At 62.7% G+C, this 25,277-nt stretch carries 26 protein-coding genes and 1 tRNA gene; 17 read left to right on the forward strand and 10 right to left on the reverse strand.

Annotated elements, in window-relative coordinates; all coding sequences use genetic code 11:
• Positions 1-190: 190 nt before the first annotated feature.
• The 4 genes from leuA to NKH71_RS05205 all read left to right on the forward strand — a co-directional run bounded on the left by leuA (position 191) and on the right by NKH71_RS05205 (position 5,540).
• Positions 191-1,867 carry a 2-isopropylmalate synthase gene (gene leuA / locus NKH71_RS05190; RefSeq protein ID WP_352787878.1) on the forward strand — a complete coding sequence of 559 codons (1,677 nt, stop codon included), beginning with the start codon at positions 191-193 and terminating at the stop codon, positions 1,865-1,867.
• A 142-nt stretch (positions 1,868-2,009) separates the two neighbouring features.
• The gene (locus NKH71_RS05195) at positions 2,010-3,800 is read left to right on the forward strand and encodes a tetratricopeptide repeat protein (protein WP_352894607.1); all 1,791 of its coding nucleotides are present in this window, start codon (positions 2,010-2,012) and stop codon (positions 3,798-3,800) included.
• A gap of 185 nt (positions 3,801-3,985) precedes the next feature.
• Positions 3,986-4,789 carry an alpha/beta fold hydrolase gene (locus tag NKH71_RS05200; protein ID WP_352494773.1) on the forward strand — a complete coding sequence of 268 codons (804 nt, stop codon included), beginning with the start codon at positions 3,986-3,988 and terminating at the stop codon, positions 4,787-4,789.
• Between the two features lie 133 nt (positions 4,790-4,922).
• Positions 4,923-5,540, forward strand: a complete 618-nt coding sequence (locus tag NKH71_RS05205; RefSeq protein WP_352494772.1) for a hypothetical protein — start codon at positions 4,923-4,925, stop codon at positions 5,538-5,540.
• A gap of 76 nt (positions 5,541-5,616) precedes the next feature.
• On the opposite strand, the gene NKH71_RS05210 is transcribed toward NKH71_RS05205, so the two are convergent.
• Positions 5,617-6,561, reverse strand: coding sequence for a metallophosphoesterase family protein (locus NKH71_RS05210; RefSeq protein WP_352494797.1), 945 nt, complete (start codon positions 6,559-6,561; stop codon positions 5,617-5,619).
• Positions 6,562-6,614: 53 nt separating this feature from the next.
• On the opposite strand from NKH71_RS05210, the gene NKH71_RS05215 reads away from it, so the two are divergent.
• Together NKH71_RS05215 and NKH71_RS05220 are read left to right on the forward strand one after the other, a co-directional pair.
• Positions 6,615-7,112, forward strand: coding sequence for an NUDIX domain-containing protein (locus NKH71_RS05215; protein ID WP_023719262.1), 498 nt, complete (start codon positions 6,615-6,617; stop codon positions 7,110-7,112).
• A gap of 93 nt (positions 7,113-7,205) precedes the next feature.
• Entirely contained in the window at positions 7,206-7,679 is a 474-nt protein-coding gene (locus NKH71_RS05220; RefSeq protein ID WP_280940419.1) for an ABZJ_00895 family protein, read from the forward strand.
• 10 nt (positions 7,680-7,689) lie between these two features.
• Here the strand turns inward: NKH71_RS05220 and NKH71_RS05225 are convergent, their stop codons facing one another.
• Positions 7,690-8,715 carry a glutathione S-transferase family protein gene (locus tag NKH71_RS05225; protein WP_352787790.1) on the reverse strand — a complete coding sequence of 342 codons (1,026 nt, stop codon included), beginning with the start codon at positions 8,713-8,715 and terminating at the stop codon, positions 7,690-7,692.
• Positions 8,716-8,950: 235 nt separating this feature from the next.
• Here NKH71_RS05225 and NKH71_RS05230 point away from each other — a divergent pair, with 235 nt between their 5' ends.
• From NKH71_RS05230 to NKH71_RS05245, 4 genes are all read left to right on the forward strand, one after another.
• Positions 8,951-9,487: a GNAT family N-acetyltransferase gene (locus NKH71_RS05230; RefSeq protein ID WP_352482039.1), complete on the forward strand. Its 537-nt coding sequence runs from the start codon at positions 8,951-8,953 to the stop codon at positions 9,485-9,487.
• Positions 9,488-9,550: 63 nt separating this feature from the next.
• Entirely contained in the window at positions 9,551-10,312 is a 762-nt protein-coding gene (locus NKH71_RS05235; protein WP_352642757.1) for a 3-hydroxyacyl-CoA dehydrogenase, read from the forward strand.
• Positions 10,284-11,090, forward strand: coding sequence for a HugZ family pyridoxamine 5'-phosphate oxidase (locus tag NKH71_RS05240; protein ID WP_198030492.1), 807 nt, complete (start codon positions 10,284-10,286; stop codon positions 11,088-11,090). The genes NKH71_RS05235 and NKH71_RS05240 overlap by 29 nt, the downstream gene beginning before the upstream one ends.
• Positions 11,091-11,263: 173 nt before the next feature.
• Positions 11,264-11,602, forward strand: coding sequence for an ArsR/SmtB family transcription factor (locus NKH71_RS05245; RefSeq protein WP_023719268.1), 339 nt, complete (start codon positions 11,264-11,266; stop codon positions 11,600-11,602).
• Between the two features lie 80 nt (positions 11,603-11,682).
• Here NKH71_RS05245 and NKH71_RS05250 read toward each other — a convergent pair whose 3' ends face one another.
• Complete coding sequence (locus tag NKH71_RS05250) at positions 11,683-12,687, reverse strand: L,D-transpeptidase family protein (protein ID WP_352787793.1); 1,005 nt, start codon at positions 12,685-12,687, stop codon at positions 11,683-11,685.
• A 299-nt stretch (positions 12,688-12,986) separates the two neighbouring features.
• Here NKH71_RS05250 and NKH71_RS05255 point away from each other — a divergent pair, with 299 nt between their 5' ends.
• Positions 12,987-13,784 carry a TrmH family RNA methyltransferase gene (locus tag NKH71_RS05255; protein ID WP_352894611.1) on the forward strand — a complete coding sequence of 266 codons (798 nt, stop codon included), beginning with the start codon at positions 12,987-12,989 and terminating at the stop codon, positions 13,782-13,784.
• 138 nt (positions 13,785-13,922) lie between these two features.
• Here NKH71_RS05255 and NKH71_RS05260 read toward each other — a convergent pair whose 3' ends face one another.
• Both NKH71_RS05260 and NKH71_RS05265 read right to left on the reverse strand, forming a co-directional pair.
• On the reverse strand, positions 13,923-15,086 hold the full coding sequence (locus tag NKH71_RS05260) for a coiled-coil domain-containing protein (RefSeq protein ID WP_352787798.1): 1,164 nt from the start codon (positions 15,084-15,086) through the stop codon (positions 13,923-13,925).
• A 168-nt stretch (positions 15,087-15,254) separates the two neighbouring features.
• Positions 15,255-15,791 (reverse strand): DUF1134 domain-containing protein, encoded by a 537-nt coding sequence (locus NKH71_RS05265; protein WP_245278600.1) that lies wholly within the window; start codon positions 15,789-15,791, stop codon positions 15,255-15,257.
• Between the two features lie 385 nt (positions 15,792-16,176).
• Here NKH71_RS05265 and chpT point away from each other — a divergent pair, with 385 nt between their 5' ends.
• Positions 16,177-16,806: a histidine phosphotransferase ChpT gene (chpT, locus tag NKH71_RS05270; protein ID WP_023719273.1), complete on the forward strand. Its 630-nt coding sequence runs from the start codon at positions 16,177-16,179 to the stop codon at positions 16,804-16,806.
• A gap of 236 nt (positions 16,807-17,042) precedes the next feature.
• Positions 17,043-17,411, forward strand: a complete 369-nt coding sequence (locus NKH71_RS05275) for a response regulator (RefSeq protein WP_023719274.1) — start codon at positions 17,043-17,045, stop codon at positions 17,409-17,411.
• A gap of 94 nt (positions 17,412-17,505) precedes the next feature.
• Here NKH71_RS05275 and ctrA read toward each other — a convergent pair whose 3' ends face one another.
• Positions 17,506-18,201, reverse strand: a complete 696-nt coding sequence (gene ctrA / locus NKH71_RS05280; RefSeq protein ID WP_006203583.1) for a response regulator transcription factor CtrA — start codon at positions 18,199-18,201, stop codon at positions 17,506-17,508.
• 450 nt (positions 18,202-18,651) lie between these two features.
• Here ctrA and NKH71_RS05285 point away from each other — a divergent pair, with 450 nt between their 5' ends.
• Positions 18,652-19,029: a flagellar export protein FliJ gene (locus NKH71_RS05285; protein WP_023719275.1), complete on the forward strand. Its 378-nt coding sequence runs from the start codon at positions 18,652-18,654 to the stop codon at positions 19,027-19,029.
• A gap of 62 nt (positions 19,030-19,091) precedes the next feature.
• On the opposite strand, the gene NKH71_RS05290 is transcribed toward NKH71_RS05285, so the two are convergent.
• Positions 19,092-19,487: a winged helix-turn-helix transcriptional regulator gene (locus NKH71_RS05290; protein WP_023719276.1), complete on the reverse strand. Its 396-nt coding sequence runs from the start codon at positions 19,485-19,487 to the stop codon at positions 19,092-19,094.
• A 94-nt stretch (positions 19,488-19,581) separates the two neighbouring features.
• Between NKH71_RS05290 and NKH71_RS05295 the strand changes: the two genes are divergently transcribed.
• Complete coding sequence (locus tag NKH71_RS05295) at positions 19,582-20,508, forward strand: NADP-dependent oxidoreductase (RefSeq protein WP_352787800.1); 927 nt, start codon at positions 19,582-19,584, stop codon at positions 20,506-20,508.
• Positions 20,509-20,565: 57 nt separating this feature from the next.
• On the opposite strand, the gene sciP is transcribed toward NKH71_RS05295, so the two are convergent.
• Complete coding sequence (gene sciP / locus NKH71_RS05300) at positions 20,566-20,841, reverse strand: CtrA inhibitor SciP (RefSeq protein WP_023679563.1); 276 nt, start codon at positions 20,839-20,841, stop codon at positions 20,566-20,568.
• 260 nt (positions 20,842-21,101) lie between these two features.
• Between sciP and mnmA the strand changes: the two genes are divergently transcribed.
• Positions 21,102-22,292 carry a tRNA 2-thiouridine(34) synthase MnmA gene (mnmA, locus tag NKH71_RS05305; protein ID WP_023719279.1) on the forward strand — a complete coding sequence of 397 codons (1,191 nt, stop codon included), beginning with the start codon at positions 21,102-21,104 and terminating at the stop codon, positions 22,290-22,292.
• Positions 22,293-22,306: 14 nt separating this feature from the next.
• Here the strand turns inward: mnmA and NKH71_RS05310 are convergent, their stop codons facing one another.
• Entirely contained in the window at positions 22,307-23,266 is a 960-nt protein-coding gene (locus tag NKH71_RS05310; RefSeq protein WP_352482033.1) for a Gfo/Idh/MocA family protein, read from the reverse strand.
• Positions 23,267-23,502: 236 nt separating this feature from the next.
• Here NKH71_RS05310 and NKH71_RS05315 point away from each other — a divergent pair.
• Positions 23,503-23,579 (forward strand) — tRNA-Met (locus tag NKH71_RS05315).
• Here NKH71_RS05315 and NKH71_RS05320 read toward each other — a convergent pair.
• A complete protein-coding gene (locus NKH71_RS05320; protein WP_352894614.1) occupies positions 23,574-25,145 on the reverse strand; it encodes a recombinase family protein in 1,572 nt (523 codons plus the stop codon). The genes NKH71_RS05315 and NKH71_RS05320 overlap by 6 nt on opposite strands.
• Positions 25,146-25,277: the final 132 nt, after the last annotated feature.

The raw sequence follows: 25,277 nt of genomic DNA on the forward strand, positions 1-25,277 counted from the left end.
TCACGCGCACGCTCCTTGGCCAGTCACAAATTGGCACGTCACATCAAGCGAACGAAATTCTGGTAAAGGCGCCGCTCGCCACCAATCCGGCTGAAGCTGGATCCGCGAGCCGCCGGGAGAAATGACGATGAACGCACGAGAAGATATCCGTCTGAATGTAGAGGAAATCAGCAAGCCTGCGGTAAAGGGCATGCCGGACGCCGCCCGCAAATACCAGCCCTATCCGACCGTCGGCCTTGCCGATCGCACCTGGCCTTCGAGAGTGATCGACAAGGCGCCGATCTGGTGCTCGGTCGACCTGCGCGACGGCAACCAGGCGCTGATCGATCCGATGGGCCAGGAACGCAAGGCGCGCATGTTCGCCCTGCTGCTCGACATGGGCTTCAAGGAGATCGAGATCGGCTTCCCGTCGGCCTCGCAGACCGACTTCGATTTCGCCCGCTGGTGCATCGAACAAGGCAACGTGCCCGCCGACGTCTCGCTGCAGGTGCTGGTGCAGTGCCGGCCGGAACTGATCACCCGCACTTTCGAGGCGCTCAAGGGTGCCACCAACCCGATCGTCCATTTCTACAATTCGACGAGCGAGCTGCAGCGCCGCGTCGTCTTCGAGAAAGACGTCGCCGGCATCAAGCGGATCGCCACCGATGCGGCCAAGATGATCACCGACATGGCGGCGAAGGCCGGCGGCGGCTATCGTTTTGAATATTCGCCGGAAAGCTTTACCGGCACCGAGCTCGAAGTGGCGCTGGAGATCTGCAACGCCGTCACCGAAATCGTCCAGCCGACGGCGGAAAACAAGCTGATCATCAACCTGCCCTCCACGGTCGAGATGTCGACGCCCAACGTCTATGCCGACCGCATCGAATGGATGTGCCGCAATCTCGACAACCGCGAGAACCTGTTGATCTCGCTGCATCCGCACAACGACCGCGGGACCGGCATCGCCACCACCGAACTCGGCCTGATGGCGGGCGCCGACCGCGTCGAAGGCACGCTGTTCGGCAATGGCGAGCGCACCGGCAATGTCGACATCGTCACGCTGGCGCTCAACATGTACACGCAAGGCGTCGATCCCGGGCTCGACTGCTCCGACATCAACCGCATGAAGGACGTCTACGAATACTCCAACCAGCTGAAGATCCCCGAGCGCCATCCCTATGTTGGCGAGCTCGTCTACACCGCCTTTTCCGGCTCGCACCAGGACGCCATCAACAAGGGCATGAAGGCGCTGCGCAAGGCCAACACGCCGCACTGGGAGGTGCCCTACCTGCCGATCGACCCGGCCGATGTCGGCCGCAGCTACGAAGCCATCATCCGCATCAACTCGCAGTCCGGCAAGGGCGGTATCGCCTATGTGCTGCATGCGGATTACGGCCTCAACCTGCCGCGCAACCTGCAGATCGAGTTCAGCCAGGCCATCCAGGCGATCACCGACGCCGAAGGCAAGGAGGTGCCGGCCAAGCGCATCTACGAGCGCTTTCTCGACACCTATGTCGACCAGCCCGGCGCGCGGCTGAAGTTCCTCGACCACCACACCTACCCCGACACCGAGGTCAAGGGCCGGCGCGTGGTCGAAGCGGTGATCCTCGACGGGGGCAAGGAGGTGACCATATCCGGCACCGGTACTGGCCCGATCGACGGCTTCGTCGATGCGCTGTCGCGCCACGTCGGGGTGCCGATGTCGGTGCTCGATTATTCCGAGCATTCCATGCAGCGCGGCTCGAATGCCTCGGCCATTTCCTATGTCGAGATGGAACATCCGGGCGGCAAGCTGTTCGGCGCCGGCATCAACACCAATATCGTCGCCGCCTCGCTCGAAGCCGTGGTTTCGGCCGCCAACCGCATCGTCGGCCGGAAGGGCGGCTAGCCGAAACTGCCAGGCCCGCGCCATCAGCCACCGGATATTTATCCGGTGGGTACGCTATCGCACCATAAGCACATGCTTGTAAGGCGGCGCCAGCGCTATATGATCGTACCTCAACCTGTGCCGAATTCGAAGGGATCGACACTTGCAGCATACCACGCCTGCCGCCCCCGCAGTGCGCGAAACGTTGGAGCGATTGCTGGCCAGCGAAACGTTCGGACGATCCGAGCGCGCGCGCAAGCTGCTCCGCTACCTGGTCGAGCGCGAGCAGGCAGGCGAAGCCGACCGGCTCAAGGGCTTCTCCATAGCGATGGACGTTTTTGGCAAGGACGGCGATTTCGATCCGTCGACCGATGCGGTGGTGCGGGTGCAGGCCGGCAGGCTGCGCGAGCTGCTGCAGCAGTACTTCGCCAACGAGGGCGTTGCCGAACCGGTCCGCATCGCCATTCCGCGCGGCGGCTATGTTCCATCCTACGAACTCAATGCCATTCGCTTGCCGGCGGAGGCCGAGGCAGAGAGCAAGCCGCAGCCGGCGACAGAGGAGGCGGCGACGAGCGCCCCGCCTGGATCCTCGGAGGATGCCCGCAACCGGGCACATCCGGCTGCATTGCTGAGCGTTCCAGCGCTCAGCCCCGCTGCACCGTCGCTGCAGCGCCATTTGCAGTTCTTCTGGCTGGCGATCGCGCTGGTCATCCTCATGCTGGGTGTGCTGATCCTTCGCCAGGGCAGCGTGGTGTTGCTGACCGGCGGCGACACGGCGGTCGAGACCGCGGTGGCGACCGGCAGCATAGCGGCGCCTCCGGTTGAAACCCTCCCCCAGGTTTACATTGCCATCAAGGCCGACAGCGACGTGGCTCGCCGTGTCGCTGCATCACTGCGCGCCGGCCTTAGCGGCTTCGATACCATCAACTTCATCGGTCGTGATGCCGACAGCCCGCCCGATCCACTTACCGACGCCGCCAGCTTCGTGTTCGATGTCCTGCCCGGGCCGCGCAGCGGCGACATTATGCTCGAGCTGCAGAGCGTGGCGACCGGCCGCGTGCTGCTGTCACGCAACCTGACCGCCGGCGACAGCGCAAACACCGCTATCGAGGACCAAATCTCCGGCATTTTGAGCTCGGCTCTTCCCGCCTCGGGCACGATCTACAATTACATCGAGCAGAGCGGCATCCAGACCGGGCTGACGGCGTGTCTGGTGCTCAACGGCAAATATTATCTCGACCAGAACGCGCAGACGCACGAAGCCGCCTACCGCTGCCTCGAAGATCTTGCCAACCGGGAGGCGAAGTCGTCGCTCGTCTATTCGGAACTCGCGTCCTTGCATCTGGAGGCGGTCACCGACCATTATCCCTACCCCGCCGACGCGACGATGGAAAAGGCGATGATGTTTGCCCATCGCGCCATCCAGATGGGCCCCACCAGCCCCTATGCGCACCGCGCCCTTGGTTATCTCAATTCGCGCATCGGCAATTCCGAGGAATCGATCCGCTGGATGCGCAAGGCTTACGAACTCAATCCTTACGATCTCGCAATGGCCGCCGCCTATGGCTACGGGCTCGTTTTCGCCGACAGGTACAGCGAGGGCACCCCGATCCTTGCTCACGCGGTGGATATCGCCAGCGCCCATCCGACATGGTGGGATTACGGGCTGTTCGCAGGAGAGTTCATGATGGGCGACATGAACAAGGCGACGCTTGCCAGCGACGGCTTGCGAACGACGGAAATGAAATCGCATTATCTGGCGGCGCGGCTGATCGGTGCCAACGCTGCCGGCCGCGAAAAGCTGGCAAGCAGGCTGCTGCAGGAATTGACCACAAAATTCCCGAAATTCGCAGCCGATCCGCGTGCAACGTTCGTCGAGCGCAGATATCCCGCCGATCTGACCAACCGACTGGTAGAGGCCCTGCGCGCCGCCGGGCTTGGCGGTGCCAGCTGACGTCTTCCGGCGCGCGAACGACGTCAGCTGATCGCGAAAATTTTACTGGCCATCCGCACGGCCAAAGCGCAATTCAGACACGATTGAACCGCCCCAAACCCATCGCGGCATAAAGACCAATCGCGGCACAAAGACTGATCCCCCCGGCATCCGGACTGATCCCGGCACAAACCCATTAAGTTTGCATGACCCGATCCCTTTACGCTGCCGAACGGGGCACCGGCCCGACGACGATTGTCTTCCTGCATGGCTTCGGTGGCTGCCACGACGACTGGCGCGATGTGGTCGCGCCTCTGGCTCCGGGCGCGCGGACCTTGGCCTATGATCTGCCGGGTCATGGCTTGTCGTTCGATTTTCCGGGCGGCGGTCCGGCCAGGATCGCAGCCAGTGCCGTCCTTGCGGACCTTTCCGCACGCGGGATAAAGCGGGCCCATCTCGTCGGCCATTCGATGGGCGGCGCCGTGGCCGCCCTGATGGCATTGAGCGAGCCCGAAAGAATGGCCTCGCTGACGCTGCTGGCACCGGGCGGTCTTGGTCCTGAGATCAATGGCCCGCTGCTGCGCCGCTACGCCGCCGCTGCCGGCACCGACGAAATCCGCGCCTGCCTTGCCGCCATGTCGGGACCGCAAAGCCAGCCCCCGCAGCACCGGGTCGATCTCCTCAACGAGATGCGCCAGCGTCCCGGCCAGTTGGGGACACTTGTCGAGCTCGCAGCCGCAATGACCAGGGATGATCGGCAAGGTGTCATCCCGAGCGAACGGCTTGAAACGCTGAACATGCCGGTGATGGTGGTTTGGGGGACGGACGACGCGGTGCTGCCTGTCAGCCAAGCGGACGGCCTGCCGAAGCGTTTTCATCTGCACCACGTGCTGGAAGCCGGCCATATGCTGGTCGAGGAAGCGCCCGGCCTGATCGTCGAAGCCGTCCGTCGCAATATGAGGCGCCGCGGCAGGCGGCTTCGTCCGGGATTCGCCGCTGCGGCGAGCTGATCGGTCTTCGCACAGGCACGGCGGCGGCGCTGGTGCTGCTCCAGCGAACCCTTGCCCACCCATCGATCTCGCAAGTGCATTTTGCTGGCGGCTGTGTTAATTCGGTGTTAACCAAACCCGCGAGGCTACGCCGATGAAGGACGCAGGCGAGAACATCACCCAGATCGATCAGTCGCGAAAACTGTCCGATGCCATTCGCGACGTCAAGAACGCCTTCGCCGACCGCGACGATGTCGTCGTCGACATGCGCGAGGCGCATCGTATGCGGCTCGATCTGCTTGCCGCCGAACTCGCGCCGGTGTTCGGCGACGTACCCACCGACATGGACAGTTTCGACTTCGCCGTCTCGTCCGGCCTGCAGCCAAGGCTGTGGATCGACGCCGTCAGCCATGTCGCCATGGGACGCGACCGCCGCACCTACCGCTTTCTCAAGGACACGCGCATCGGCCGCGTCGTGCTCGCCGAGTCGACCGAGATGAAGGTCGTTGCCGATCAGGTGACGCGCTATGTCGCCGAGCGCGTCGTCGAACGCCAGAGGATGATGGAAGGCGGCATCGAGCAGGCCGTCGCCGGCCTGAAACGCGCCCTGGTGGCGGAGGCCGAGCCGCCGCTGCATGTCCCTGCGCGCAGCAACGGCTGGTCGGCCTTCTTCTCGGGCCTGGGCCTGATCGCCGCCGGCGCCCTGGTCGGCCTGGCGATTTCGCTCGTGCTGTTCTGGGACCGCATCGTCGCAATGAAAATCAGCTTCTAGAGCCATTCAGCGTTTCACGGAAACGCTGAACGGCTCTATCTCTTTGTTTTGACGCAATTCCGGACGGAAAACCGTTTCACACTTTTCCTGGAATTACTCTAGCCATCGACGCCTCGGCCTCGACGCCAAGCTCCATTGTCTGCAGGTCGCTGGGCGGCAATGCCGGCCCGGTCAGGCCGCGGCGCGTCAGCTTGATCCGCCAATTGTCCTTTTCACCGTCGATGTCGAGCAGATTGTATTGCGCCGGCGCATGCGAACTGCCGGGGGCCTGCCCGGCGGCGGCGACCCCGACCACCGGGATTTTGGCCTTGCGGGCGCCGATGAAGAAGAGCGACGGCACATGCGAATGGCCGTGCAGCACAAGCTCGGCGCCGTGCCGGTGAAGAACCTTGTGGAAGCGCGAGATGCCAAACAGCCGCTTGTTCTGCGAAACGGCGCCGCGCACCGGCGGGTGGTGGATCATGATCACCCGGAACAGGCCGCGCTTGCCTGTGGCGTCGAGCATGTCGCGCAGCCTTTCCGCCTGGCCTTCCAGAAAGAAGCCGTTGGCCATGAACGGAGCCGTGGCGCGCGCCGTGGAGACGCCGATCAGCGCAGCATCGCCGCGCACGCGCAGATAGGGAAAGGTGTTGCGGTCGACCGGCGTATTGACGCCGTCGCCGGTCATCCATGCTGCCCAGGACCGGCAGGTCTTGTCGAAGGCGCCCGGCACATAGGCATCATGATTTCCTGGCACGACCGACACGTCATTCGGCGAGCCCAGCGTCTCCAGCCAGTGCTTGGCCATCTCGATCTCTCCGTCGAGCGCCAGATTGACCAGGTCACCGGTGATGGCGAGATGGTCCGGCCCGCTGGCCTTCATGTCGGCGACGATCGTGTCGATGACGGCGTCGTGCATGTGGCGGCGGCGGTTACGCTGCCAATTGACGTAACCGACCACGCGCTTGGAGGCGAGATCGCGATAGGTTACATCGGGAAGCGGCCCCAGATGGACATCGGAAATATGCGCGAGCCTGAACATCTTTTCTTCATAGGCGAGGCGCGCGCGGCTTTCCACTCACGGTTTCGCGGACGATGACGCCGGATCCGGAGCAAGCCCTGCGCCAGACCGGCTGGCCAGGCTTCAGGGCAAGGCTGTTTCACCTGTACTTCGTACTGCGGCGGCCGATGACGCTCGGCGTGCGCGGCTTGATCCACGACCGCCCCTCCAATTCCATCTTCCTCATCCGCCACACCTATGTCCCTGGCTGGCACCTGCCCGGCGGTGGCGTCGAGTTGGGCGAGACGATGATCGAAGCGCTGACGCGCGAAGTCTTCGAGGAAGGCAACATCGCGCTGACCGGACCGCCGGTGCTGAAGTCCCTGCATTTCAACCGCCGCGCCAGCCGCCGCGATCATGTCGGTCTCTATCTGGTCGAGGAGTTCGATCAGCCAGCACCCAAGCTGCCCGACCGCGAGATCGCCGAAGCCGGCTTCTTTCCGCTCGACCGCTTGCCGGAAGGCACGACACCGGCGACGCTGCGGCGGATTGCCGAAGTTTTTGAGGGGAATTCGGCATCGCCTTACTGGTAGATCATCTCTCCAACAGCTTTGGCTGCTTCGGTTTAGGCCGGCAACATCCATTGTTCTCCGAGAGAAATATATATATTAGGCGATAAGAGAAAAATGAAACATAGCCAAAACGACAGGCTTAGAATCGTACTATATATCTCACTTTACACGGTAATTACTGTGACAACAATTCTTGCTACAGCCTTAATTTCGACAATGGTCCTTGGGATAGATCCATCCAGGTTGGAAAAAAGTGGAAGAGGCATCCAGTTCGCAATACAACTTTTTGCGGCATTCGTGACATATTTCGTTTTTATAAAGCGACATGCTCGGCTTTTTACTCGCACTGAATTCTGGAAAATGGTCGGCTTCTCAAGCCTGATAGAAATGGGTTTGGGAATGGCCGTGCTTCTGCTGTCGGGATCGTTTCGCGCAATCCCGCTCCAGATGTCGGTCCAGATCGTCATGATCGGCGGCATCGTGGCGTTCCTGGCAACGTCGCTCGGCTACTCCAATCGATTTGGAAATACCACATTGAAAGCTGATCTCGTCAGAAGGGCAAAGATGGACTCAGAAACCTTCCGCTAGGGCGCCGGTCTCACGCCGCCTTCCTGAACCTGTTGCGGTCGTGCAGCGCGCCATAGTCGAGCTCAGGCCCGACCGGCACGATGCGCGTCGGGTTGATGGTCTCGTGGCTGCCGTAATAGTGCGACTTGATGTGGTGCAAATTCACCGTGCCGGCGACGCCCGGCACCTGGTAGAGGTCGCGCAGATAATTCGACAGGTTCGGATAGTCGGCGATGCGGCGCAGATTGCACTTGAAATGGCCGACATAGACCGGGTCGAAGCGGACCAGTGTCGTGAACAGCCGCCAATCCGCCTCGGTGATGCGGCCGCCGACGAGATAGCGCTGCCTTGACAGACGGTCCTCCAGCATGTCGAGCGTGGAGAACAATTCGCCGAACGCCTCCTCGTAGGCTGGCTGCGTGGTGGCGAAGCCGGCACGATAAACGCCGTTGTTGACCGCGGGATAGACCAGCGCATTGACCGCATCGATCTCGCCGCGCAGCGGTTGCGGATAGAAATCGAGCTTGGCATCGCCCCATTCGTCGAAGGCCGAATTGAGCATGCGGATAATCTCGGAGGATTCGTTGGAAACGATGGTCTGCTCGCGTTTGTCCCACAGCACGGGAACGGTGACCCGGCCCGAATAGCCGGGATCGGCCCTGGTGTAGATCTGGTGCAGGAAATCGAGGCCGTAGAGCGTGTCGCCGGTCGCGCCGTCCTCGGCCAGGAACGTCCAGCCGTCGGCGCCCATGAAATGATGGACGACCGAGACGGAAATCACGTCCTCGAGTTTTTTGAGCACGCGAAAGATCAGCGTCCGATGCGCCCACGGGCAGGCGAGCGAGACATAGAGGTGATAGCGGCCGGGCTCGGCCTTGAAGCCACGTTTTCGCCCTTCGGCCGGGAAGCCGTGGCGGGTCACCCAGTCGCGCCACTGCGACTGCGCCCGCACGAATTTGCCGCCGCTCTCCCCGGTATCGTACCAGCGGTCCTGCCATTGGCCTTCGACTAGCAACCCATGAAATGTCCTTTCGCGTTCCTGCCTGATGTAGGGCATGAAATGGACCTGCCGAAATCGCCAGCGCTGAACAGATCGTCAACAGCTGCGTCGTCGAGCGCAACCGGCCGATTGCGGCGGCTGAAAATTGGTGCTAGCGGACAATCCGCATGTTCGACTTTGCCCTGATCCGGTTCGACCGACGACGAAAGAGCGCCCGCGCTTGATGAAGCGCTGACTGGCGAACGCTGCCGCTTGCAGCAAACCTTTCCTCGCATACCGGAACGCAAAGACCATGAGCCTTGCCGACGTGAAATACCTGCCGGAAACTCCGGCGCATGATCCTGAAATCGAAGCCATCAATGACGAAGCCTTCGGGCCGGGCCGTTTCGTGCTTGCTGCCTACAGGATCCGCCAAGGTGGCCCGCATGAACGGGCTTTGTCCTTCGTGGCCGTCGACGGCGCAACCGTCGTCGCCTCGGTACGGATGACACGCATCGCCGCGGGCGCCGGCCGCGCGCTGATGCTAGGGCCGCTCGCCGTGCAGCCGGCCTTCAAGAACCTCGGCATCGGCCGCCGGCTGGTGGCAATCGCGCTCGAAGCCGCTGCCAAAGCCGGCGCGCCGGCCGTGATGCTGGTCGGCGACGAACCCTATTACGGTCCGCTCGGTTTCAAGAGGCTGCCGCGTGGGCAGATCTCGATGCCGCGTCCGGTCGACCTCGACCGGCTTTTGGCGCACGAGATCGTGCCGGGCGCAGTGGCAAGGCTGGTGGGCGAGGTTTGCCACGCCGACCAGGCGAGGATTGGCGAGCACATCGCGGCGATGGCGTGACCATGCCGGCGCTGTCGTACGGTGGCTTGGCAGAATAGTCTGGGCTCGGAGGAGGACGTCGAGATGAACCCGAACGGCCAGATTGCGATCGTCACCGGTGGCGGCTCCGGCCTTGGCGAGGCGACGGCGCGCGCTCTTGCCGCCGGCGGCGCCAGGGTTGCCGTCCTCGATCTCGGCATCGAGCGGGCGGCCAAGGTGGCGGCCGACATCGGCGGCATTGCCGTCCGATGCGATGTGAGCGACGCGGAAAGCGGTGCCGCTGCTGTCGCGGAAGTGGCTGAGACGCTCGGCGAGCCGCGCATCCTGGTCAATTGCGCCGGCATCGTTATCGGCATGAAGACGATCGGCAAGGACGGACCACATCCGCTCGACCAATACCGCAAGGTGATCGAGGTCAATCTGATCGGCACCTTCAACATGATCCGCCTGGTTGCCGACCGGACCGCGAAGCTCGAGCCGCTGCAGGGCGGCGAGCGCGGCGTCATCGTCAACACCGCATCGGTCGCCGCCTATGACGGCCAGATCGGCCAGGCGGCCTATTCGGCATCCAAAAGCGGCGTCGTCGGCATGACGCTGCCGGTGGCGCGCGATCTCGCCCGCTCCGGCATTCGCGTCTGCACCATCGCGCCCGGCATCTTCAGGACGCCGATGATGGCCGGCATGCCGCAGGAGGTGCAGGATTCGCTCGGTGCGGCAGTGCCCTTCCCTTCCCGTTTGGGCGAGCCTTCGGAATATGCCGCACTTGCCTTGCACATCATCGAGAACCAGATGCTCAACGGCGAGACCATTCGCCTCGATGGCGCCATCCGCATGGCGCCGAAGTAAACGCGACGGTGGTGCTTTGGACGAACCCAGGAAAGACGTGATCCGCGCGACCGACGCCGAGGCGATCAGGCTGGCAAAGACGCTGATCCGCAGCGCCCGTTTCGGCGCGCTGGCAGTGCTCGAGCCAGGAACCGGTTCGCCGCTGGCCAGCAGGGTCGGTGTCGCCACCGACATCGACGGCACGCCATTGATCCTGGTGTCGATGCTGTCCGCCCATACCGGCGCTATCCTTGCCGACCCGCGCTGCTCGCTGCTCGTCGGCGAACCCGGCAAGGGCGATCCGCTGGCGCATCCGCGATTGACGCTCGTCTGCCGCGCCGTACGGCTCGAACGCGGATCGAACGAACACGCCCGCGCCGAGCGGCGCTACCTCAACCGCAATCCCAAGGCGAAGCTCTATGCCGGGCTCGGCGACTTCTCGATCTTCCGGCTCGAACCGGAGCGCGCCAGCCTGAACGGCGGCTTCGGCAAGGCCTATCTGCTCGAACGCGCCGATCTGGTCGCGACGGGAGCAATCGTTGAAGAGCTTGCCGCCGGCGAGCAATCGGCACTCGACCACATGAACGCCGACCATCTCGATGCGATTGCCCTCTACGCAAGTCATTTCGGCGGGGCCGAGCGCGACGGCTGGATCGTCACCGGCTTCGACGCCGACGGGATGGATCTCGTATCCGGCGACAATGTCTGCCGGGTCTTTTTTCCCAATCCGCTGCAGGCGGCACGCGACCTCAGGCCTGTCCTGGTCGACATGGCAAAGGCTGCCCGATCGGCAAATTGATCACAGCCGCACAGTTAATCGGCTTGCATGGAAAGCAAGCCTTGAGATTTGAGCGAAATGTTCTACCTTTGCGAGTGACGCTGAATCGCTGGCGTGCATCTATAGGGAAAGTCTATGGAATCCGACGCTATTGCCCCCATAGCGGCGGATGAGCAGGAAGGCATGGGGGATCTATGGTCTCGAACAAGCTAGTCGCCAACGCCGGAGCCGCGGCCGCGTTTCTGACGCTGATGGGCAACGAAAAACGTTTGTTGATCATGAGCTATCTGGCCGAGGGCGAAATGTCGGTCGGCGCCATAGCCGAGAAAGTGTCGCTCAGCCAATCCGCTTTGTCGCAGCATCTGGCCAAGCTCAGGGCTTCCGACCTTGTCGAGACCCGTCGCGACCGGCAAATGATCTATTATTCCTGCAAATCCGGCGCGGTACGCGAACTGCTGCACATGCTGGACGGCATTTTCGGCGAAGGTGAACTGTCGCAGATGGCTCACCGGCTGCGTCGCGCCGGGACCTGATTGGCCGGGGCGGCCGGAGCGGAGGATGCCCCGCCAAGTCCGTTTGGCCGGCAAGTCCGCTTTGCTGCCAAGTCCGCCTGCTACTCAGCGCGCTCGTCGGCGGCCTGCGCAATCTCGTCCTTGAACTCGACCTTCGTGCCCGGCTGCACCATGGAAGCAAGGTCTTCGGCATCCCAATTGGTCAACCGGATGCAGCCATGCGAAAAGGTCGTGCCGATCTTGCCCGGTTCGGGCGTACCGTGGATGCCGTAGCTTTCGATGGAGAGATCGATCCAGACCAATCCCACGGGATTGTTCGGCCCGGCAGCGATGGTGAAGGGCCGCTTGGTCTTGACCCCCTTGAAAGCGAAGTCCGGATCGTAGTGATAGGTAGGGTTGTGCACCACGCGCTTGACCTCTGCCGTGCCGCTTGGCGCCGGTTTCTCATCGCTCCCAATCGAGGCGGGGTAGACCGCCAGCCATTTGCCGGCACGGTCGAGCACACGCACCAGGCGAGCGCCCTTGTCGATCTCGACGGCGGCAACCCCGGCGGCAGGGTCGCCCCTGCCGACATCAGGCACCACCAACGTCCTGCCTGGTTTCCTGAGACTGGTGCCAGGACTAAGCATTCTCAACAATTGTTCGCTGATATGGAAGCGCTCGGCCAACTTCTCCACCGCATTGCGGTAACCGAGCCGCCGCAAGCGGGCCATCCTCTCCAAGCGGGCCGGAATACGCTTGGTGAAAGGTCCGCGCACGTCCTTGCGCATCACCTCATAGGTCACCAGCACCGGCCTGGCGGAGGTTGCGATGAGTTTGCTCCAGGTCTGTGGATCGAGCTTGCCGTCGGGCGGAAGTCCGTTTGCCGCCTGAAACGCGGCGACGGCCTTGGCGAAGTTCTGGGAAAGACGACCGTCGATCAGGCCCGGCGAGAAGCGGGCGCGATCCAGAAGGATCTGCGCCTTCAGCAGCATCGGATCGACACCCTTCGGTTCGCCGATAGTGAATTGGGCCTGATTGACGGTGGCTGGATCGAGCTTGGCTGCGCGAGCCACGCCGCATGCGAGGGCAAGCGTGGCGGCGAAGACGAGGAGGAGCCTGATCATCGATGTCCTCCCAGGACTGCAGCAGGAGCCCGCTTCTATGACGCGGCATGGCCCTGTGTGGTTCCTTCGCCCGATCGAAATTCTGAATTGAAGCGGCTTGGCCGAAGGGCCGTGCCGCGGAATCAAGTATTTCTCGTCGCCAGGGGGCCTCGGCCCGGCGTCCAGTGATTGGGCTTGACCGTTCGAACGGCGTGCATCCATTTGGACGCTGAGATACGGTCCGAGCTTCGGATCCGGCATCATGCCTTCCGAAACCGAATCCCGATTCGCGGCCGATGCCATGGTCGGCCGAGGAAGCCATGAATCCGATCCGCATAGACGACCCGCAGGATCCCCGCGTCGCCGCCTATCTCGACATCCGGGAGCGAGATCTTGCCGGCCGGCAAGGCCGTTTCGTCGCCGAAGGCAAGGTGGTGCTCGACACGCTGCTCGCCGCCCGGCGCTTCGAGACAGAATCGGTGCTGGTACTCGAAAACCGGCTGGCCGGCCTCGATGACGTCCTCCGCAAGGCGCCTGCCGGGCTCCCGATCTATGTCGCATCCAGCGAAATCATGGACAGGATCGCCGGATTCCACATGCATCGCGGCATATTGGCGATCGGCCGCAAAGGTGCGGCCATCTCCGCTGAGGCCTTGCTCGGCGCGCTGCCCGCCCGCGCGCTGATCGTTGTGCTGGTCGGCATCGCCAATCATGACAATATGGGCTCGATCTTCCGCAATGCCGCCGCCTTTGGCGCGGATGCCGTGCTTCTCGATCCGACCTGCTGCGATCCGCTGTACCGCAAGGCAATCCGCGTCTCGGTGGGCGCCGCCTTGAAAGTCCCCTTCGCCTCCTTTGCCGACGCCGCCGGCTGCATCGCCATACTCGACCAGCAAGGCTTCAGCCAATTCGCGTTGTCGCCGCGCGGGCAAATCGACATTCGCGATGCCAAGAGAAACGAGCGGTTGGCTCTCTATCTCGGCACCGAGGGCGAAGGCCTGCCGGAAAGCCTGCTTGCTCGCCTGCAGACGCTGCGGATCGGTATGGCGCAGGATTTCGACAGCCTGAATGTCGCAGCGGCGTCAGCCATCGCACTTCATCATTTTTCCGGGGCCTGATGCATGTCGCGCAAAAGTGTGCAGCGGTTTTGCGGTAACGACATGCATCAAAACAAGAACATAAAGCGCGTCGCATGAGGCCGGTCGAACACGACGCGCTTTAGGCCGGGGGCGTCCCGCTCTTGCGCTTGCGGCGTCTCAGTTGGTCGATGCGGCCTTCTGCAGCGCCCGCACCCGATCGGCAAGGCTGCGTCCGCCGCTCTCCGGCCGCGCATCCTCAGGCGCTGCAAGCGCCCGGGCGATCGGCGAATCCGGCCCGTCGAGCTTTGCCGTCAAGGCGACGACTTGCGCCGCCAGATCGTTCATCTCTTCGCGCAATGCCGCGCTGGCGCTGCCGGTATCGTCTCCGGCGTGTGATTTCGATGTTTCGACGGCAGCAAGATCTGTCTTGAGCCTCCTGTTCTCGCGTGCCAGCGATGTCAGCCTGGCCTCCAGCCGCTCGCGGTCGGCATCGAGCTTGGCGGTTGCCTTTTCGATGTCGCCGTTGGCGGCCGCATTGACCTGGCTGCCTGGCACGCCGGCAAGACCCGCCGCAGGCGGGCTTTCAGCGCCTTTCGCCCTTTCGCGAAGGCGCACCAGTTCCTTCTCGCGGCGCTCCAGCCTGTCCTCGCGATCGGCCAGCGTGGCGAGCAGGCGTTCGACCTTCTTTTCCAGTTCACCGGTTCTTTTCTTCTCGGCCTTCAGCACGTCCCGCAAAACCTTGCTTTCGGCTGTCAATTCCTGGCTGCGCCTGTCCGCCTCCTTGCGCTGGCCGCGCAGCAGCGAAATGTCGCTTGCCAGCTTCTGCAGCTCGGATTCGCGCGCCACCAGCTCGATCTGCCGGCTGCTGGACGAAAAACTGGCGTCGTCATACATGTGCTCCAGTTTTCGCAGTTCGAGCCCGCGCTTTTCGAGCGCGCGCTCGGTCTCCGCAAGCCTCTCCGACAGCTGCTGCAGCTGCTCATCGCGCTTGCGAAGCTCCTCGCTCCTGGTTGTGAGGTCGGCGACGACCCGGTTCTTGTCCTGCCGCTCGGCCGCCAATTCCTTCAGGGCTTCGCGGTCGCGGCCGATCTCGACCAGCTGTTCGGCGGCTTTCTCGCGCAATGACTTGATGGTCATTTCGAGCCGGCGCGCCGAAACGGCGAACTCGGCGCGGACGCGATCCTTGTCCGCCTGGATCTCGGCCAGCGTCAGCGGCATCGAACCCTCGACGCGCCTGCGCGTCAGCGCCACCGCCCGCCGCCAGACGGCCGGGGCAATCATCAGCGCCAGAAAGCCCGCGCAGAGAAAGCCGAGGACAAAGAACAGGATCGACTGGACCAAGATGACTATCCGTTATGCATGGCCGGCCGTTATGGGCGGCAGGCAATGGTCAAAGTTCGACTTTGCCATCTTCGCATGACGGAAATCCGGCGCCGCGGCAAGGGTCTGCCGCGGCAAAGCTCAGACCGTGGGATCACAGGGCCAACCGCAGTGGCGCCATCGTGCAGGTCAGAACGGATTCCAGGTCGCGCGTTGGGTGAGCTTGAGGTAGCCGAGATTGACGCCAAGACGGGCGCCGACGCCGGTACGGATCGGCACGAGCAGCACATTGTTGTTCTTCAGCACGTTGAAACCGACGCCGGCGATGACATAGGCAGAGCCGGCGACGCCGCCAAAGCGGTTATAGAGGCTGCTCACATCGTCGAGATTGTAGACCAGCATCATCACGCGCGAGCCCTCGCCGCCGAAATCCCAGCCGAGCGACGGGCCTTGCCAGAACACTTTGTGATCGCCGGCATTCTTGGTGTAGAGCGTGCCTTCGCCATAGGTCAGGCCACCGATCAGCGCCCCGGACCCCTCTTCGCCGAGCAGATAGCCGTTCGGCAGGCCATAGGTGGCGAAAATCTTCTCGACGACCGTGGCCAGCCCACCCGATGTCGCGCCGAAGAATTTATGACCGGAATCAACGATCTCCTGGGCGGTGTACTCTTGCGCCCGCGCGGCCGATGTCGAAAAGGCGACAAGGCCGATGAGCGCGATCGTCATTGAGATGACACGGAAAAAAGTCCGGTCGTAGAATCGGGAAACCATGCTTCCAATCTCCGTCAGGGAGCACTTTCGCCGACGCCTCGCACCCGTACGGCTCTTTGGCGGCCGTTAAGGATGACTGTTAGGGGCAAACTATGCCGTAATCCTTTTTCAACCATTAAACTCTCACATGAACATGGCGGTTCGAAGGCTGTTTTCGCATGCCCGCGCAGCAGCCAGGCTGCGTGAACACACCATTTTCGACAATGATAATTTTGGATTTGTTGCTGCACGCACAAGCGCTGTGTATTCACAATGCTTGGGAGAGAGGGTGATTCGTGTGGACAGGCGTGATCATGATCGCCCGGTCATTTTGTTGTGAAATTTGCAGGGATTTTTGCCGATGGCCGAGCTTTTCACCCTTTCCGCACCCGACCTGGCAGCGCTGCTGTGCAGCCGGGTCTGCCACGACATCATTTCGCCGGTCGGCGCCATAAACAACGGGCTTGAACTGCTCGACGAAGGCGGCGCCGACGAAGACGCCATGAAGCTGATCCGCCAAAGCGCCAAAAACGCCTCCGCCCGCCTGCAATTCGCCCGCATCGCCTTCGGCGCCGCCGGTTCGGCCGGCATGCTGATCGACACCGGGGACGCCGAGGCCGTGGCCATCGCCTTCCTGAAGAACGAGAAGCCGGAACTGGTCTGGAACGGAACCCGCGCCCTATTGCCCAAGAACAAGGTCAAGCTGCTGCTCAACCTCATCCTCGTCGCCAACGCCGCCATTCCGCGCGGCGGCAGGCTGGTGGTCACGCTGGAGAACCTCGAGACCGAGCCGCGCTTTGCGCTCGCGGCGAGCGGCCCGATGCTGCGCGTGCCGCCCAAATTCCTGGAATTGCATTCCGGCCACAGACCGGAAGAGCCGATCGACGCGCATTCGGTGCAACCCTATTACACGCTGCTTTTGGCCCGCGAAGCCAACATGACGATATCGATCCATGCGACCGCCGACGAGATCGTCCTTTCCGTAGCCTGAAGTTCTCCAAAAGAGCGCGAAGTATTTCTCCAGGTCATATTTGCGGCACTGTCTTAACATCTGCGAGACGGGCTTGCGGATTGATTGGACGAAGCATTGCGAAAGAAGATTTCGCTTACAACACCTTCAGGAAAATTTTAGCTAACGGCTTTTCGGCTTCTTTACCAGATCGGCCTATGTTCCCCGGCAGATGCCACGACGCTGCCGGTTCGCCGCATGGCAAAGAGGGTCCGGGAATGAAACGCTGCATGTTCGTCGACAATTCGAGCGTCATCAGGAAGGTTGCAAAGCGTATCCTGGGCGGCTCCGGCATGATGGTGATCGAAGCCGCCAGCGGCCATGAGGCGATCGAGATGTGCACTGCCGACATGCCGGACATCATCGTCGTCGACGGCGCCTTGCCGGACATGCAGGCGCAGGACCTCATCCGTCGCGTGCGCTCCATGGAAAGCCCGGTATTGCCGCAAGTTCTGATTTCGCTGGTCGAGGTCGACGTCGGGGCGATCATGCGGGCAAAACGCGCCGGCGCCCAGGGTTACCTGCTGAAGCCGTTCAACCGGCCGCAATTGCTCGAGTGCTTCCGCGCCTTGAAGATTGCCGCCTGATCAGGGGTCGTTCCATTCCGATGAAATCGGGATGAGGCTCTATCTTATTGTTTTACTGTGTTCTTTTCCGAAAACCGGCATCCACTTTTCGGGATCAGGCGCTGACGCGGATATCTTCCGGCTCACGCAGCACATAGCCGCGGCCCCAGACGGTCTCGATGTAATTCTGCCCGCCCGATGCGGCGTCGAGCTTCTTGCGCAGCTTGCAGATGAAGACGTCGATGATCTTCAGCTCCGGTTCGTCCATGCCGCCATAGAGATGATTGAGGAACATTTCCTTGGTCAGCGTGGTACCCTTGCGCAGCGAGAGCAGCTCCAGCATCTGATATTCCTTGCCGGTCAGATGCACGCGCTGGCCACCGACTTCAACGGTCTTGGCATCGAGATTGACCACCAGGTCGCCGGTGGTGATGACCGACTGGGCATGGCCCTTGGAACGCCGCACGATGGCATGGATGCGGGCGACCAGTTCGTCCTTGTGGAAGGGCTTGGTCATGTAATCGTCGGCGCCGAAGCCAAGGCCGCGCACCTTGTCCTCGATACCGGCCATGCCGGAGAGGATGAGGATCGGCGTCTTCACCTTGGACAGGCGAAGTGTCCTCAAAACTTCATAACCCGACATGTCGGGGAGATTGAGATCGAGGAGAATGATGTCGTAATCGTAAAGCTTGCCTAGATCGACACCCTCTTCACCAAGGTCGGTCGTATAGACATTGAAACTTTCCGATTTCAGCATCAGCTCGATGCTTTGTGCGGTTGCACTGTCGTCTTCTATCAGCAGAACGCGCATTTCATTCCCCTTTTCTGCTGCCGGACCATTTCACGACCCGTCCAGGACCGGAGCAGTGATTGCCTGAGCAGAGGCTGCCATCGAATGGTTAATAAAACCTAATTCCCCGTCCATGACGGTATCAGATTTTTTAACCCCTTTCTACACCTTGTTGAATCCAATAATGAATCACAGACCCAAACCGTTAATGCAGCACATTAATAAGCCAGACTAAGTGACTCTTCGGACTCGTTGGCCGGGTTTCGCGACGAGTAGCAGAATTTTTACCCGCCCTTAAGTCCTGAGCCGTATGATTAACAATGCCCGTAAACGAATGGTTACCGCCGGCAAAAAACTTTAGGAGTTTGTTTCCCATAGTTCCGGGAAAGCCGGTGGAAACGGGTGAAGCCTGGGCCTTGCCGGGTGAATTGGACGATATGTGCAGGTGTGCGTTTCCGGGAGTACCGAATCATGAAGTCACGTGAAAACCTCGTTCGGCTGAAGCAATTTCAGGTGAGCGAGAAGCGGCGGCAGCTGCTGCAGCTCGACATGATGATCGCCGAGTTCGAGCGCATGGCCGTCGAGCTGGAACTTCAGATCGCGGCCGAAGAGAAGAAGGCCGGCATCACCGACATCAATCATTTTGCCTATCCGACCTTCGCCAAGGCGGCACGCCTGCGCCGCGACAACCTCAGAAATTCGCAAAGCGACCTCGCCCAGCAGCGAAATGTCGCCGAATCATTGCTGAGCGAAGCCGAAGCGGAGCTTTCCAAGGCCGAGATGCTCGAATCGCGCGACACCAAGGCGCGCGACACGGAAGCCGGCGGCCGCAGCGCCATGATCGGCTGAAAACAAGGCTTTAACGCGCGTCGCGCTTGAGCGCTATTGCTGTGCACCGAACGGTGCCGGCCTCAGGCATCCAGATCTTCTTGCTGTTCGGCCGCCCGCGCGCGGGCGTCCTTGATGTCGGGCACATGCTGCTCCGACCAGGCCCTGATCTGATTGAGCAGTCCTGCCAGGTTCTGGCCAAGTTCGGTCAGCTCGTATTCGACCCGCGGGGGAATGACCGGGAACACCTCGCGCCGCACCAGGCCGTCGCGTTCCAGGATACGCAGCGTCTGCGTCAGCATTTTCGGGGTGATGCCTTCGAGCTTGCGCGCCAATTCGCCGTTGCGGAGCCGGCCCCGGCGCAACGCACAAATCACCAGGTGGACCCATTTGCTGGCGAGCGTCTCAAGCACCGCGTGCGAGGGGCACGTCCGTCGGAACGCGTCATAACCGGAAGGGAAACAATCTTCGCTATCCATGAGGTGCGTATATATCAAAAAGGTACATACTAGACAAGAGAATATTACTATCCAAATGATAGTGGCATATCAAACCAGCAGGAGAGAGCCTCCCATGCGTGCCATCATCCAGAATTCCTTCGGCGCACCCAACGTCCTCGTCATTGCCGATCGTCCCGCGCCATCACCCGAGGCCGGCGAAGTGCTGGTCCGCATCGAGGCGGCCGGCATCAATCCGGTCGACGGCGCAGTGCGCGGCGGCCACTATCCGCTGCTTGGCGAGCCGCCCTTCATCCTTGGTTGGGACGTTTCGGGAACTGTCGAGGCGCTGGGCTCCGGCCTGTCCGGCCTTAAGGTCGGCGATGCCGTCTTTGGCATGTCGCGCTTTCCCAAACAGGCGGCAGCTTACGCCGAACTCGCCACTATCCCGGCTGATGAGCTTGCGCCGAAACCTGAAGGCATAGACCACGCCCAAGCCGCCGCGCTGCCGCTGGCCGGCCTGACGGCCTGGCAAGGCCTTGTCCGCCATGGCCGGCTCAATCCTGGCCAGCGCGTGCTGATCCACGCCGGAGCCGGCGGCGTCGGCCATCTGGCGGTGCAGATCGCCAAGGCGCGCGGTGCTTACGTCGTCGCGACCGCCAGCCCGGAAAAGCTCGATTTCGTCCGCTCGCTCGGCGCCGACGAGGTGATCGACTACACAGAGGATGATTTCACCGGAAAGGCTCGCGACATCGATCTCGTTCTGGAGCCGTTCGGCGGCGAGCATGCGGAGCAATCGCTAAAAGTGCTCAAGGCCGGCGGTGTTCTGGTGTCGCTGCTCGATGTCAGCGATGCCACCAAGGCAAAGGCCAGGACGCAAGGCATCCGCGTCGAGCGCATGTCCGTGGTGCCCGACCGTGCCGCTCTGGTGGAACTCGGCAAATTGATCGACGCGAAAAAGCTGGCCGTCCACGTGGCAAAGGCGTTTCCGCTCGAACAGGCCGGTGCCGCCCATGCCTTTCTCGCCACCAGGCCGATCGGCAAGGTGGTGCTGACGGTCTGAAATCCCAGATCGTCGCTCCGGCAAACTTTAAGGGCGCGGATCAGCGCCCTTATCGGACTAATGCCGGTATTGCTGGATGCGCGTGGTGCGCAGCCCGGCAAGGCCGTATTCGTCGATCGACGCCTGCCAGGACAGGAATTCCTCGGTGGTGAGCTTGTAGCGCTGGCACGCCTCTTCCAGGCTCAAAAGCCCGCCACGCACCGCCGCCACCACTTCCGCCTTGCGCCGGATAACCCAGCGACGTGTGTTCGTCGGCGGCAGATCGGCGATGGTAAGTGGGCTGCCGTCAGGCCCGATAACGTATTTGACTCGCGGTCTAATTAGATCGGTCATCGTACTCTCTACAAAAAACTCAAAGACCCAATCCCCACCACATTACCGCCACAGCTTTAAAATTTGGCTAAGCAGACCCTAATGGATAGGTAAGGATCATGAACGCCGCGTTAGTCTTTTCATCGGCATTTGAGATATCTGCCGGCACGCGCATTGAACCCGGCTGGAAAAATGAGCCGGCCTGCAAAGCTGGCGCGGCCGGGACGCTTGACCTATATTCCGGCCATTGGCATTGAAGCGCCGCGCAGAACGAAAGAACCATGAACAGCCTCGATCTTCCCGGACGCCCCGAAAACACCCGTGTCGTCGTCGCCATGTCGGGCGGTGTCGATTCGTCGGTTGTTGCCGGTCTCTTAAAGCACGAGGGCTACGACGTCGTCGGCGTCACGCTGCAGCTTTACGACCACGGCGCGGCAACGCACCGGGCCGGCTCATGCTGCGCCGGCCAGGACATCGACGATGCCCGCCGCGTCTCCGAGACGCTCGCCATCCCGCATTACGTGCTCGATTACGAGGAGCGCTTCCGCAAGGCGGTGATTGACCCGTTCGCCGAGAGCTATGTCGCCGGCGAAACGCCGATCCCTTGCGTCTCCTGCAATCAGACGGTGAAATTCGCCGATCTTCTCGCGACCGCCAAGGAACTCGGCGCCGACGCGCTGGCCACCGGTCACTACATCCGTTCCGGCGCCAATGGCGCCCACCGCGCGCTTTACCGGCCGGTCGACGCCGACCGCGACCAGAGCTACTTCCTGTTCGCCACCACCCAGGCGCAGATCGACTATCTGCGTTTTCCGCTCGGCGGCCTGTCGAAGCCTGAGGTTCGCGCCATCGCCGAGGAGATGGGACTGACGGTCGCCGCCAAGCAGGACAGCCAGGACATCTGTTTCGTGCCGCAGGGCAAATATTCCGACATCATCGCCAAGCTGAAGCCGGCTGCCGCCAATCCGGGCGACATCGTCCATATAGACGGGCGCGTGCTTGGCCGCCACGAAGGCATTTTGCGCTACACCGTCGGTCAGCGCCGCGGCATCGGCATCGCCTCCGGCGAGCCGCTCTACGTCGTCCATCTCGACGCCGACCGGGCCCGCGTCGTCGTCGGCCCGCGCGAGGCGCTGGAAACCCACAAGATCTTCTTGCGCAACATGAACTGGCTGGGCGATGGCCCGCTGACCGAGATCCTGGCGGCCGGGCTCGAGCTTTTCGCCAAGGTGCGCTCGACGCGGCCGCCGCGCCCGGCCGTGCTGCATCACCGCGCGGGCGTCACTTCGGTGGAGCTGGTCGACGGCGAGTCCGGCATCGCGCCCGGTCAGGCCTGCGTGCTCTATTCCGACGACGGCAACGAGGCGCGCGTGTTCGGCGGCGGCTTCATCGAGCGCTCCGAGCGCGGCGCCGAAGCCGAGGCGATGCTGACGCGGCTTGCCGTCCAGCCGGCGCGGGTTCCCGCCGAATAGACGGCGTTTTTCGCTTAGGGCCTGGTGTGGGCGACGGTGCCGGCGGTCAGGATGCGCAGCACTCGGATGGCTTCCTCGCCGCTGGTGCGCGGTTCGGCCCGCGTCTCGATGCAGTGGATGAAATGCTCCAGCTCGCGCGTCAGCGGCATGCCCTCGCCGACCGCCACATAAGACGGCTCGTTGGCGGTGAACGCCCATTGGCCGCTGTCCTGCCACACCGCGTGGCGGTAGACGGCAAGCTTGCGCTCCCACGGCTCGACATCGTCGAACACCGCCATCGCCTTGGTGCCGACCACGGTCAGCCGCCGTTCGCGGTAAGGGTTGAGCCGCGAGGCGAACAGATGGCCGCGCAGGCCGTTGGGAAAGCGCATGTGCAGATGCGCAAAGTCGCTGAGATTGTCGAGAAGGGCAGCGCCTTCGCCGCGCACCTCGACCGGCTCGGTGCCGGTGATGGCGAGGATCATCGACAGATCGTGCGGCGCCAGATCCCACAACGCATCGTTTTCGGTGTGGAACTTGCCGAGGCCGAGCCGGTGCGAATGGATGTAGCGGACCTCGCCGAGCTCGCCATTGTCGATCAGCGCCTTCAGCGTCTCGAATGCGGGATGGAAGCGCAGCACATGGCCGACCATGAAGACACGGCCATTGTCGGCGGCAGCCTGCACCGAGCGCTCGGCGTCGGGCACCGTCAGCGCGATCGGCTTCTCCACCAGCACGTCCTTGCCGCCGAGCACGGCGCGCACCGCCATGTCGGCATGGAACTGCGGCGGCAGCGCCATGACAATGGCGTCGACATCGTCGCGGGCAAACAGCGCCTCCGGCTCGATCGCCAGGCAATCCTGCTCGCTGGCAAAACCTTCCGCACGCGCAGGGTTGACGTCCGAAACCGCGTGCAGCGCGCCGAGCGCCTTGAGGGTGCGGATGTGGTTGCTTCCCCAGTATCCGCAACCCAGGACTGCAATGCGCGGTTTCATCAATTTCTGACCATGGCTTTCGTGGGCGAGACATAGCGACGTGCCTCGCCGAACTCAACCCCGGCCTGTGCGCCCAAATGTCTGCCCGGCAAAGCTTTAGGCGCCAGCAATATGCCGGCGCGGCAGCCACTTCGATGCTTGACAGGCTTGGCCTCGCAACCTTATATCCGCGCGACCTTGGCGAACGCGCCGATATGCCTGCCGATTTAAGCTGGATTTCGGGCCTTCGCCGCCCTGGCGGGGTAGCTCAGTTGGTTAGAGCACGGGAATCATAATCCTGGGGTCGGGGGTTCAAGTCCCTCTCCCGCTACCATCGCTCCCCCCGAACGGAGACGCGGTGGCTCAGGCCCTGGTCGACCATGTTGGACAGATATCCATCGATCAGGATCGACGGCTGCTCACCCGCCTTTGGCGGGTAGACCGTCACTGTGGTCACGACGTCGCGGACGATCTTCTTGGCCTCTTCAGAGACGAAACCGTTGTCGCCGATCGCCGCGGCGAGCGCTTCGAGATCTCTGATATAGCGGGTGACCAGCGCCGGCTTCAGCGTAACGACCTTGGGCGGCTGCGGCGTCACCGCGAGCTCGCCCTCGAGGCGCTGGCGCTCAGCGCGCAGCTCGGGCAGGCGCTGCTCGGCCTCGGCTTCGGAGATCATACCTTTGACGTAGGCGTTCAGCACCCGGTCATATTCGCGCTTGGCAGCGTCAAGCCGTTGCGCTGCCTTTTCGCGCGAGGCGCCCTGCCCCGAATAGAGCTTTTGATGCTCATCATTGTAGGCGGCGACATAGTGGTCGATCAGCGCCTTGTCGTTCAGCCTGGCGCGCAAACCGTCCAGCACCGTCGCCTCGATATGATCGACGGCATAGGGCCGCGTGTTGGTGCACGAGCGCGATTCCTTGGCGCGCGTGCAGACGATGCGGGTCAGCCGTCCCATCTTGTCCTTCACCGACATGCCCGAGCCGCAGGCGCCACAGCGAAGCAGACCTGAAAGCAGCCGCGTGTTCTTGCGCTGCGGCGTCTCGCAACGATTGCGCGGCTTGCGGTTGTTGACCGCGGCGAACAGCTCGGCCGGCACGATGCGCAGATGCTCGGCGGCATGCTCCTGCCACTCGGACTTCGGATTGACGCGCGACTGGCGCCGGCCGCTATCCGGATCCTTGACCATGTGGACACGGTTCCAGACGATGCGGCCGTCATAGATGGCATTCTGCAGAATGCCGTAGCCTCGCTTTGGGTTGCCGTTGATAGTCCCACCCGACCAGTAGCGACCGCGCGGCGGGGCAATGTTGTCATCGTTCAACCCGCCGGCGATGTCGCGCGGCGTTCGGCCGGCCGCATACTCCTCGAAGATGCGCAGCACGATCGCCGCTTCTTCCGGCAAGATCGACAGTTCGCCAAGCTTTCCCGGCACCGGCGCATAGCCATAGGCCTTGCCGCCGGCGCTGCGGCCGTCGCGCACCACGCCGGCCATGCCGCGCCGCACCTTCTGCGCAAGATCCTGTAGATATAGCGCGCCGACCAGGCCGCGGATGCCGATCTGCACGATGTCTGCCCGGCCGTCATGCACGGCGCGGATTTCGATGCCGAGATGGGTGAGCCGCTTGTAGATGCCGGCGAGGTCTTCCTGGTCGCGCGACAGGCGGTCAAGCGCCTCGACGATGGGGACGTCGAACAGGCCGTCGCGCGCGGCGTCCATCATCGACAGCACGCCGTCGCGGCCCATGATCGAGGCGCCGGAGCGGGCGCGGTCGTGAAAGACGGTGGCGACGGTCAGCTGCTGCTTGGCGGCATAGTCCGAGCAGAGCGCTACCTGGTCCTCAATCGACCTGTCGGTCTGCAGGTCGCTTGAATAGCGGGCATAGAGTGCCGCTCGTTTCATGGGTGTTCTCCTGGCGGCGCTCATAAGCGTCGCGCGCCGCCTGACGCGCAAGGGCCTCGACGAGGCGCGCCAGCGCCGCGGGCAGCGAGGAACCGCCGCCACAAGAGACGAGGAACCGCCGCCACAAGAGAC

Source organism: Mesorhizobium sp. M0983 (genome assembly GCF_040318975.1).
GTDB lineage: Bacteria > Pseudomonadota > Alphaproteobacteria > Rhizobiales > Rhizobiaceae > Mesorhizobium.